Raw genomic sequence first — 9,514 nt, forward strand, 5'->3', positions numbered from 1 at the left:
TCAGGTAGCAGCGGATGATCTCCTGGGCCTTCTGCGCCCAGAACTGGGCCCGGTCGGTCCCGGACGCGGCGCCACCGCCGCGGACCAACGCCCACGCCCGCCGGTCGGCCACGGCCTGATCGGCGCACCCGGAGATCGGGTCCCAGCTGAACGTGTTGGCCAGGGTCCCGAGCCCGGTCGGGTTGAACACGTACACCGGGCCCTGCCGGGCACGCAGCGCCATGGTGGCCTCGGCCAGCTCCGGCTTCGTTGACGGTGCGACGACCGCGCCCGGGGCGTCGAGCAGGAGCCGGATCAGGTATTGGGTCTTGCCGGAGCCCTGCGGGCCGAGGATCCCGATCCCGCGCGCCCACGGGCTGTAGACGGGGCGGCGGCGCAGGTGCCGGGGCCCGGACACCAGCCGGCCGGCCTCCCACCCGGACACGTTCACCGGGTGCCGCCACGGGTCCCGGTCGGCCCAGGTCCCCGCGGCGTGCTTGCGGACGGCTTCCGCGCTAGCGGCCGCGGCGAGGTCCTGGGCGTCGAGCCAGCCGGTAGGGCCGCCGAGCTCGCGCCGGAACCGGCGCCGCGGTTCGAAGTAGAAGCGGTGATGCGCGGCCGCGGCCGCGGTGGCCACCGATCCCGCGGCCGCGCCGGCCAGGGCGAGGGAATCCAGCAGCGGCCAGGTGCTCGTCCCGGCCAGCAGCGCGGAACCGGCGGTGGCGGCCAGGCCGAGGCCGCCAGCCTTGGCCTGGGTGGAGCGGACTTCGTGCTCGGTATGCATCGGCGTGCTCTCCCTGAGTCTGTCGATATCGGCGGGCGGCGGGTGTGAGTAGGTCAGCTGGTGGAGGCGGTCTGCGTCCGTCGTGCCCCCGACCGGTCGCGGGCCGTCTCCCCGGGCAGGAAGGCGCGGACCTGGTGGTGGATTCGGTCGAGCTGCCCGTGCAGCACCGGGCCCAGCTCGCGGACTCGGGTCGGCACCCGGAGCCCGACCGCCCGCAGGGCCAGGGCCGCGACCAGCGACCACGACGTCCAGATCAGGACGGTCAGAACGGCGTGCACGGCAGGGACCAGCAGCGCCGCAACCGCGACCGCGATGAGGACCAGCGCGGGAGCTCGGAGCCGGCGCAACCCGCCGCGGGCCGATGGCCCGTCGTTGAAGCCGATTGCACGCATCAGGACCACCCCGCCCGCGCCGGCAGGGCCAGCACCATCGCCCCGCCGGTCGGCTCGTCCAGTTCGGCGGGCGACGTCGCGGTGGAGGCAGCAAGAGTGGTTTGAGCGGCGGCGAGGAGCCGGCGTCCGTTGCGCGGTGAGCAGCGGTAGAGCGCCGCGGCCTGAGCGCCGGTGACCGGCGCGCCGCTGGCCAGGAGCTCGGCCAGCTCCATCACCCGCGTGTCGGGGTGACCGGCGGTGCTGGCTCGGTTCTCGTCGGTGACGGGCCGGGGCGTGGTGTGCTCTGGTCGGGGGCTAGCGTGCGGGGCATTCGGGCCGGTCGTGTTGACCTCGGCGGGCGGCGGCTCGGCCCGGATCTCGCCAGGTTCCACCGCAGCCGCGACCTCACCCCCCGAGGGCCTGTCGGCCGCGGTGGAACCCGCCTGCTGCCCTCGCCCGGCGGCGGCGTGCACGGCGTCGCTGAGGGCCTCCCGGAGCCCGGTCACGGCCTCAGCGGCGACGAACACCACCAGCGGCGGTACCGAGTGCAGCACCACCTGCGACGGGATCCCGTGTGCCCACGCTGACCAGGTGTTCATGATGTAGGTCGCGGCGAGGGTGCCCCAGCGGGCGCGGCGGACCCACGGGCCGGTGCGGACCTGCCAGCGGGCGGTGACCTGCTCGGCGCGCAGGACCGCGATCAGGACCAGCGACACCATCGGGTCCAGTGCCCACGCCGCCACCCACGGTGTCGACCAGGGCGGGGCTCCGGCGGCGGCGAAGGTCTGGACGTTGGTCATGGTGAACCCGAGTCCGAGCACGATCCCCGACCACATCAGCCGGTCCACCTGCATCCGGACCCGCTCCACCCGTAGGGCGATCACGTCCGGGTCGGTGGACAGCGCCCGCACCCGCGCGGCCCGGGCGGCCTCGACGGCCAGCCGCTGCGCCGGCCCGTTGTCCTGGCCGGGCTGCTCAGGCGGCTGCATCGCGCACCTCCACCGTCGCGGCGGCGAGCTCGGGGAAGGCGCAGTCGACGCACACCCCGAGCGAGGTCTGCAGGCAGTAGCCGACGTCGCGGGCACAGGCCGGGCACCAACGGCGGGCGGCAAGCGCGAGCCCGACCGCGACCAGCTGGGCCGGGGTCGGGACCCGCTTGGCGACCAGCTCGGCGCGGTCCCAGAGCAGCGCCCGGACTTCGTGGCGGCGGTGGCGCCACACCACCTGCGCCACCGGCGCGGCGCCCCCGGGGGCGAGGTCGGCGGCGCGCATCTGGCGGCGGGTGAGCAGCCCGGCCGGGGCGTGCCCGTAGCGCCAGGTGGGGAGCCCGTTCTGCTCCCAAGCCAGGGGCTGGAAACTCCACCGGTCGGTGTCGAGGCCTCGGCGTCGCCGCGGCCCGCTCACGCCACTGCCCCTGTCGGCTCGGTCCGGGCCGGGCGGGCCCGCTCGGCCCGGATTTCGCGGCGCTGTGCAGCGGTCAGCCCGCCGGCCACCCCGTAGGGCAGTGCCATCTCCAGGACCTCGGCTCGGCAGGCCTGCAGCAGCGAGCAGCGCCCGCACACCGCCAGGGCGGCCCGCTCCCCCGCCGTCGGCGCCTGCCCGGGGCGCACGGACTCCTCGAGCGGGAACATGCGGTCCGGGTCGGCCGCGCACAACACTCGGCTGGTCGATGCCGCCGAGGCGGCGGCTGGGAACCTGGTCATGGGTCGTCTCCCTCGCAATGGGATGAGTACGGCCCAGGCCTCGGCGGGGCCCTAATCCCCGCCGAGGCCACCCCGGAACCGATCCGGGACGGGCCGCAGGTTCGTTCGCCGCAGCGGCGGGACCGCCGCGGGTCGAGCTACTTAGCCGAGGCCTGCACTACGGAGCCGCCCTGGTCGCCGAGCCAGCCGGCGACCTCGGCCACAGCGCCGGGAAGGCCGGCGCCCAGCGGAGTCGTGCAGAACAGGACGACGCCGACGACGCCGAAGAACAACGCCGGCAACGCCGCCCGAGCCTTCGCGCAGATGACCGTCCCGATCAGCGAGAACACGATCAGTGCCGCAACTACGTCCATGACGTTCGCTCCTCGGTCATCGCGGCCTGACGGCCATCTGTGGTTGTGGCCTCAGCCACACCTAGAAGCTAACAGTTGTCCGAAACATCGGTCAACTGTTTGTTTGCGATTGTGAACGCGCAGCTCAGTACTCCTTGCATCTGGTTGGTTCTGTCCGCCGCTGGTAGCGTCGTCGGCGACCTGATGAACCCAGTAGCTGGGAGACGCATCGATGCCGGCCACCCGCCGCGCGCTGGCCGCTGAGGCCAAGCACCTGCAGATCGCGCGCCAGCTGCGCGCGGAGATCGACGCCGGGGTGCTGCGCGACGGCCAGGCCCTGCCCTCCACCCGAGCCCTGGCCCAGGAGTGGGGCGTCAGCAACTACACGGTCAGCCAAGCCCTGGCCCAGCTGACCGAGGACGGGCTGATCGCCACCCGAGACCGCGCCGGGAGCGTCGTCACCGCCCCACACCAGATCGGGCTCCCCCGCCACGGCACGCCGCGGGTCGTGCTGATCGGCGGCTACGCCGGCTCCGGGAAGAGCGAGCTTGGCCGGATCCTCGCCCGCGCCACCGGCTGGCCGATCCTGGATAAGGACACGCTGACCCGCCCGGTCGTCGAGGTCGCCCTGGCCGCACTGAACGAACCCACGCACGTGCGTGAGTCAGAGACCTACCTGAGCACCGTGCGGCCCGCGGAGTACGAGGCCCTGGTCGCCGCGATCACCGAGAACCTCGAGTGCGGGGTGTCGGTCATCGCCACCGCGCCGTTCCTGCGCGAGTTCGCCAACCAGGCCTGGCTCGACCGGCTCACTGCCACCACCGAGGGCCTCGGCGCGAGCACCCGCCTGGTCTGGGTCTACTGCGACGAGGACTCGATGCTGACCTACCTGCGGCGTCGCGGCGCCGCCCGCGACGCCGCCAAGCTCGCCGGCTGGGCGGGCTACCTCCAGGGTATCGACCTCGACCGGCGCCCGCTCGGCGACCACACCGTCATCGACAACAGCCAGGGCGGCCCGCCCCTGCAGGCCCAGGCCCACCAGCTGCTCCGCACGCTCACCGGGTCCGCGAGCGAGGGCTGATCCTGTGCCCGGCTGGCAGTCGGACGGGCGGGGCCTCGTGCTGTTCGGACCGCCCGCGGCGGGCAAGGACACCGTCACCGCCGCGCTCACCACGCTCGACCCGAGACACGAGCACTTCCAGCCGCTAAAGGCCGGTCCGGGGCGCACCAGCGGATACCGGATGAGCAACCCGCGAGACCTCGACCGGCTCCGCGCCCGCGATGGCGTCGTCTGGACCACCCGCCGGTACGGGGCCCAGTACGTCGTCGATGTGCACGGGCTCGCTGCAATCCTCGACCGCGGACGGGTGCCCATCCTGCACTTGGCCGAGCCCGCCGCGCTCGACGAGCTCGCGGTCCGGTTCCCGGACATCGCCTGGCACGTAGTCTTGCTCAGCTGTCCACGCGACGTCGCGGAACAGCGCATCCGCGCCCGCGCCACCGGCGACGCAGCTGCCCGCCTGGCCGCGTACGACGCTTTCCAGGCACTCGAGCACGTCGACCAGCGCGTAGACACCGCGGCGCTGACCCCCGAGCAGGCCGCCGCGGCGATCGCCGCCTCGAGCGCGGTCGCGCGGCCACGGTGAGAGTCCTGGTCAGCGACGAACCCGCCGACGCGATTGGCGTCGCCCTGCTGCGCGAACTCCACGGCGTCGACGTCCTGCTCTACGACCCCGACCGGCCCGCCACCGCGCCGCGCGGGAACGTCCTGATCCCGCCGTACCACCGCAGCCGCCGAGCCCTCACCCTGTTCGAACACCAACCCGAGCTGCAGCACGTCCAGCTGCTCTCCGCCGGCGCCGACCGCTGGGAACCACACCTCCCGGCCGGTGCCGGGCTCACCACCGCCGCCGGTGCGCATGCCAGCCCGGTCTCCGAATGGATCCTGTCCGCCCTGCTCATCCTGTTGCGGCGCTGGCCCGCCCTGCTCCGTCACCAGGACGCCAGCGTCTGGGCGCACGACCTCGTCCAGGCCGACACCCTTGCAGGCAAGCGGGTTCTGATCGTCGGGGCCGGACACATCGCCCGCGCCACCGCGACCAAGCTCGCCGCTTTCCAGGCGAGCGCCACCCTAGTCGGCCGGACCCGCCGCGACGGCGTGCACGGGGCCGACGAGCTGCACGAACTGCTGTCCCGCCACGACGTCGTCGTCGTCGCCGCACCGCTGACTGAGCACACCCGCGGTCTCATCGACGCCCAGGCCCTCGCCGCGCTGCCCGACCAGGCGATCCTCATCAACGCAGGCCGCGGCCCCATCGTCGACACGACTGCGCTAGTCACCGCCATCCAGGCAGGACGGCTCCAGGCCGCCCTCGACGTCACTGACCCCGAGCCACTGCCCACCGACCACCCGCTGTGGCAGCTCGACGGCGCCCTGATCAGCCCACACACCGCCCGCACCGTCCCCGGCACCGCAGAGGCCTGCTATCGGATCGCCGCCGACCACATCGAGACACTCGGTCGTGCGAAGGCGTAGCCGCGAGAACGGGTGGTGCTCGCCTCCCGGTTCCGCTCGCCAGACAACCTCCGTACGTACTGGGAGGCGCGTGAGATCCTCCGCAGCATCGCCGGCGGTTACCGAGACCTCCCCCAATCCGGCTGAACCGAGTCTTTCTCTATGGGATAGGCGGCGTGTCGCCGCGGCATCAGGGGTGATCTCCGGTAGAAATCCCGCATGCAGCAGACGTCCCCAGCACCGAAGCCGAAGGCCCGTCGCGGTCGTCCCCCCAAGGGCGAGCGTGTCGGAACCTTCGTCTCGCTCCCTGTGGAGCTGCGCAAGGCCGCCGAGGCGATCGCTGAGCGCGAAGGCCTCCCGCTCGGGGATGTCATCACAAGGATCGTCGCCGAGGGTCTTGGGATCCCGGCGCCGGCCTACTGCTACCCGGCCACCCAACAGCAGCAGGAGTTGCCGCTGACGAAGGCCTCGTAACGAGAACGAGGCGGCCCCTGTAGCGAGGGGCCGCCTCGGTTCGCTCTCGCGTCTTCGGTCCTGCAACCGAGTTGACGCCGTTGCTCCGGCGGGCCGGAGCGATTTCCCCCCAACCAAGAAGGGGCGCTTTCGCGTGTCCAGGATACATCCTGGGCCGGATGCAGCGCGACCACGACACGGGGCCACCTCGTCATGCCCGGGCACGAGTCCGGGAACCGGGTGGTGCCTGCCCTGCTACGAGCAGGGCGCGTTCACCCTCGCATCCGGCCCCGACAACACCAGCTGTGTCATGCACGGTGCACTGCTCCAACACCAGCCGCCAGACCCGCGCGGCTACGGCATCCGCGCCGGCGCCGGGCCCCGGCGTGCCCCGCGCGGCCGCGCCGCCCGCACCATCGAGCGCGGTGGCCCGACCACGGGCCCGGGCCGGCCCCCGCGGCCGCGGGCTCGGCAGCGGGCCACTGACCGGGCGATGGCGCGCGGGCTGCAGCGAGCCCGGCACCGCCTCCGCTGCGGCGGCTGGGCACCCCACCCGGGGTGGCGGCACTTCATCGAGGCCGGATGGAGGGTGCTCACAGAGCAGGTCGAGGCCCGTGCCGCCGTTGCTGAGCTTGTCGATGCCGAGGAATGGCGCGTCGACAAGCGCCGCGCCTGGACAGCGATCCTCTTTCAGCTGGTGTGCGCGATGGACTGGGAGACGGGCCTCGTCACCGCGGTCACCGCGGACCGGCTCGGCGCGGCCGGGGACCGCGCTCCCCGCACCGTCTCCCGCGTGATGGCCTGGGCCCGCGAGGCGGGCTTGGTCGTCGTCGTCGAGCACGCCGCCTCAGCCGAGTTCCTCGGCACTGACCACGGCCGGACCCCGACCTACGCGTTGGTTACCGGCCGTCCCCTCCCAGCCCCATCGGCTGGCGCGGCGCAGGGTTCCGAGTCGACATCCGCGCAGCTCAAGATACTTGTGGATGAAAATGGCGACCTCCCCAAATCTCTTGTTGAGAACAACCCCTTGAACGGCAGACGGCTAGAGCACCCGGACACCAGCAAGCACCACTGGCCTCTGTTCCAGATCCCCAAACACGGTCCAGAGCGGACCGAAGCAACCCGGCGGGTCCTGCACCGTCTCGGGCTGCAGCCAGGCGGGCGGTGCCCGATCCCACTCTGGCGGGCCCGCGCCCTGCTGTGCTGGTGGTGGCACGCCGGCGGCAGCCCCGCCGGACTGCTCTGGGCTATCGACCACCACCCAGACCGTCCCGACCGCGACCGGGGCGACGCGTTGCGCGGCGCCCGGGACCCGCTACGCGTGCTGGGCCACCGGCTCGCGCCGTGGCGCGGACGCGTACGCGAACTCCCGGCCCCGGTCACCGGCCTTCGTGGGAACTGGACTGAGCGAACCCGGCAGCCCACCGCGAGTGGCCCGGCCGGAGCCACCCCCATGGTCATGGAGCCAGCCCCTAGTACGGCAGCGACCCGCGTTGCCGCGCAGGCCGCTCTGGCCGAGCACCTCGCGCAGCTTCGGCTCCGGCGCACATGACGCCCGCCGCGCGGGCCAGCGCTCGGTGGCAACCGGGTGCCACGCGGTGCGGTCAGGCCGGCCGGGATCCTCGGGCCAGGACCTCACGGGCGGCGCTGAGATGGCGCTGGCTCTCAGCCAGAACCTGACCCAGGTGCCCGTCGCCGCCGTCGGGAAGGACCCGGTCCAACGCTCCTAGCGCATTGTCGACGTAGCCGAGCACGTCAAGCGTCGTCGTAGCCAACCGCTGCTCCGGATCGACCGGCGCCGGTGTCCGCGCCGCACGCCCGGCGCCGGTGGCGCGGACCGGGGTGGCCGGCTCGTTGGCAACCTGGTTGCCAGACTCAGCGGGCCCAGGCTGCGGCGTCGGCGTGGCAACCGGGTTGCCACGCGCGGCTCCAGTCGCGGCCGGTTCCTGCGTCTCGAGGTACGGCGGACCCGCGGCGAGCCGGGCCCGCTGATCCTCGTCCGGCAGCCCGCCGAGCCGGCGTCCGGTCTTGATGGGGAGGTAGCCATCGCGCAACAACGCCTGGAACTCCGGGATCAGCTTGAGCAGTTCCACCCGCTGCTGCACGTAGGTGTGCGACTTCCCGATCGCCTCACCGACCGAACGGAATGTCTCCCCCTCCCGGGCCAGACGCCGCCGCAGGTGCTCGGCCTCCAACAGCGGCGGCAGGTCCTTGCGCTGGAGGTTCTCGATCAGGATCCGGTCCTCGAACGCCTCCGGGGTATCCAGATCCGCGGCCACCCGCACCTCGAGCGCGGACCGTCCTGCCACCCGCGCCGCGGCGAGTCGCCGGTTCCCGACGATCACCACCCACGGCGCCGGCCCGAGATGCCCGGTCTGCTCGGGGAACACCTGCAGGTACTGCTCGCGGGCCACGACCACCGCCGGCTGCAGCTGCCCGACCCGGGACAAGGTCTCCGCGAGCTCTTTGACCTCCGGGTCGTCGTGCTCATAGCGCGGGTTCTGCGGGTTCGCCTGCGCCTCGTCGAGGCGCAGGCTCGTCGGGTGCGCCATCCGGCTCCGCAACGCGTCCCGCGCAGCCGAGGTCCCGGACGGGCGCCGCGACTCCATCGCCGCGAAGTCCTTCTTCGCCACGATCACTCACCCCCGGCCGAGGTGAGCTGCGGCTCCGCGGTCAACGGCTCCAGATCCGGCAGCCCGATCCACGCCTGTTCCGGGCTCAGGCCCGCGGCGACGTCGAGGCGCAGTGCGATCCGACGGTAGGCCTGCGCGATCGGCGCCGTGGGCTTGTAGTCGACCACGGTCTCCCCACTGAGCCACGCCTCCTCCACCACCGCCGCCAGCGGCAGGTGCGCCAGCACCGGCAACGCCGGCACCCCAGGATCTTCCGGGGCTCCGTACTGCTCGAGCTGCGCCATCTTGTATTTCGCGATCCCCGACAGCGGCCGCCTGTAGATCCCCGGCACCAGCCCGTAGAGCTCGCGGCGAGGCAGCTGCAGCTCCTCTTCCACCACCGCGACCTGCTCGATCAGCAGCCGCAGCGCCCGCAGCGACGTGTTGTTCGGCTGCACCGGCACCACCAGCCCGTCCGCCGCGACGAGCGCGGTGTCGGTGAGGATGTCCAGCGAGGGCGGGCAGTCGATCAGCACGTGGTCGTAGAGGCCTTCCGGCAGCCGCTCCAGCAGCCGGGCCAGCTTCGATTCCGGAGCCCGCCCCGAGTAGAGCTTGCGCACCACCAGGAACATCGACACCGACGTCGGGATTACGTCCAGCTGCCCGCCGCTGGTGTGCGGGCGACGGTGCCGGATCAGGTCTTCAACCGGCCCGGTATAGCTACCGACCAACGCGTCGGCCAGATTCGGCTCGTCCGGGTCCGCC

The 9,514-nt window shown here is 72.9% G+C and carries 13 protein-coding genes; 5 read left to right on the top strand and 8 right to left on the bottom strand.

The annotated features are described in order from the left end of the window. The 6 genes from I4I78_RS25585 to I4I78_RS25610 all read right to left on the bottom strand — a co-directional run. The coding region (locus I4I78_RS25585) for a type IV secretory system conjugative DNA transfer family protein (RefSeq protein ID WP_218614047.1) at window positions 1-763 on the bottom strand (763 nt) is incomplete at its 3' end. Window positions 764-816: 53 nt separating this feature from the next. After that, window positions 817-1,155 (bottom strand): hypothetical protein, encoded by a 339-nt coding sequence (locus I4I78_RS25590; protein ID WP_218614048.1) that lies wholly within the window; start codon window positions 1,153-1,155, stop codon window positions 817-819. After that, window positions 1,155-2,123: a hypothetical protein gene (locus tag I4I78_RS33045; RefSeq protein WP_226380434.1), complete on the bottom strand. Its 969-nt coding sequence runs from the start codon at window positions 2,121-2,123 to the stop codon at window positions 1,155-1,157. The genes I4I78_RS25590 and I4I78_RS33045 overlap by 1 nt, the downstream gene beginning before the upstream one ends. Then, window positions 2,110-2,538, bottom strand: a complete 429-nt coding sequence (locus I4I78_RS25600; RefSeq protein WP_218614049.1) for an RRQRL motif-containing zinc-binding protein — start codon at window positions 2,536-2,538, stop codon at window positions 2,110-2,112. Before I4I78_RS25600 ends, I4I78_RS33045 begins: the two co-directional genes overlap by 14 nt. Next, window positions 2,535-2,837, bottom strand: coding sequence for a WhiB family transcriptional regulator (locus I4I78_RS25605; RefSeq protein WP_218614050.1), 303 nt, complete (start codon window positions 2,835-2,837; stop codon window positions 2,535-2,537). The genes I4I78_RS25600 and I4I78_RS25605 overlap by 4 nt, the downstream gene beginning before the upstream one ends. 137 nt (window positions 2,838-2,974) lie before the next feature. After that, window positions 2,975-3,190, bottom strand: a complete 216-nt coding sequence (locus I4I78_RS25610; RefSeq protein WP_218614051.1) for a hypothetical protein — start codon at window positions 3,188-3,190, stop codon at window positions 2,975-2,977. A 211-nt stretch (window positions 3,191-3,401) separates the two neighbouring features. On the opposite strand from I4I78_RS25610, the gene I4I78_RS25615 reads away from it, so the two are divergent. From I4I78_RS25615 to I4I78_RS25635, 5 genes are all read left to right on the top strand, one after another. Beyond that, window positions 3,402-4,250 (top strand): GntR family transcriptional regulator, encoded by an 849-nt coding sequence (locus I4I78_RS25615; protein WP_218614052.1) that lies wholly within the window; start codon window positions 3,402-3,404, stop codon window positions 4,248-4,250. Window positions 4,251-4,254: 4 nt separating this feature from the next. Further along, window positions 4,255-4,815: a kinase gene (locus tag I4I78_RS25620; protein ID WP_218614053.1), complete on the top strand. Its 561-nt coding sequence runs from the start codon at window positions 4,255-4,257 to the stop codon at window positions 4,813-4,815. Further along, entirely contained in the window at window positions 4,812-5,705 is an 894-nt protein-coding gene (locus tag I4I78_RS25625) for an NAD(P)-dependent oxidoreductase (RefSeq protein WP_308252355.1), read from the top strand. Before I4I78_RS25620 ends, I4I78_RS25625 begins: the two co-directional genes overlap by 4 nt. Window positions 5,706-5,903: 198 nt before the next feature. Then, entirely contained in the window at window positions 5,904-6,158 is a 255-nt protein-coding gene (locus tag I4I78_RS25630; protein ID WP_218614054.1) for a hypothetical protein, read from the top strand. Window positions 6,159-6,726: 568 nt separating this feature from the next. Continuing rightward, window positions 6,727-7,689: a hypothetical protein gene (locus tag I4I78_RS25635; RefSeq protein WP_218614055.1), complete on the top strand. Its 963-nt coding sequence runs from the start codon at window positions 6,727-6,729 to the stop codon at window positions 7,687-7,689. 52 nt (window positions 7,690-7,741) lie between these two features. Here I4I78_RS25635 and I4I78_RS25640 read toward each other — a convergent pair whose 3' ends face one another. Both I4I78_RS25640 and I4I78_RS25645 read right to left on the bottom strand, forming a co-directional pair. Then, window positions 7,742-8,689, bottom strand: a complete 948-nt coding sequence (locus I4I78_RS25640) for a ParB/RepB/Spo0J family partition protein (RefSeq protein WP_218614056.1) — start codon at window positions 8,687-8,689, stop codon at window positions 7,742-7,744. An 83-nt stretch (window positions 8,690-8,772) separates the two neighbouring features. After that, window positions 8,773-9,514 (bottom strand): ParA family protein (locus tag I4I78_RS25645; protein WP_218614057.1); only part of this gene is annotated, 742 nt, incomplete at its 5' end.

It is taken from the genome of Pseudonocardia sp. KRD291, from assembly GCF_019263595.1.
GTDB lineage: Bacteria > Actinomycetota > Actinomycetes > Mycobacteriales > Pseudonocardiaceae > Pseudonocardia.

Excerpts from the sequence above, each read along its gene's own strand:
- I4I78_RS25590 (WP_218614048.1), bottom strand. The coding sequence starts at position 1,155 with ATGCGTGCAATCGGCTTCAACGACGGGCCATCGGCCCGCGGCGGGTTG.
- I4I78_RS25605 (WP_218614050.1), bottom strand. The coding sequence starts at position 2,837 with ATGACCAGGTTCCCAGCCGCCGCCTCGGCGGCATCGACCAGCCGAGTG.
- I4I78_RS25640 (WP_218614056.1), bottom strand. The coding sequence starts at position 8,689 with ATGGCGCACCCGACGAGCCTGCGCCTCGACGAGGCGCAGGCGAACCCG.
- I4I78_RS33045 (WP_226380434.1), bottom strand. The coding sequence starts at position 2,123 with ATGCAGCCGCCTGAGCAGCCCGGCCAGGACAACGGGCCGGCGCAGCGG.
- I4I78_RS25615 (WP_218614052.1), top strand. The coding sequence starts at position 3,402 with ATGCCGGCCACCCGCCGCGCGCTGGCCGCTGAGGCCAAGCACCTGCAG.
- I4I78_RS25610 (WP_218614051.1), bottom strand. The coding sequence starts at position 3,190 with ATGGACGTAGTTGCGGCACTGATCGTGTTCTCGCTGATCGGGACGGTC.
- I4I78_RS25630 (WP_218614054.1), top strand. The coding sequence starts at position 5,904 with ATGCAGCAGACGTCCCCAGCACCGAAGCCGAAGGCCCGTCGCGGTCGT.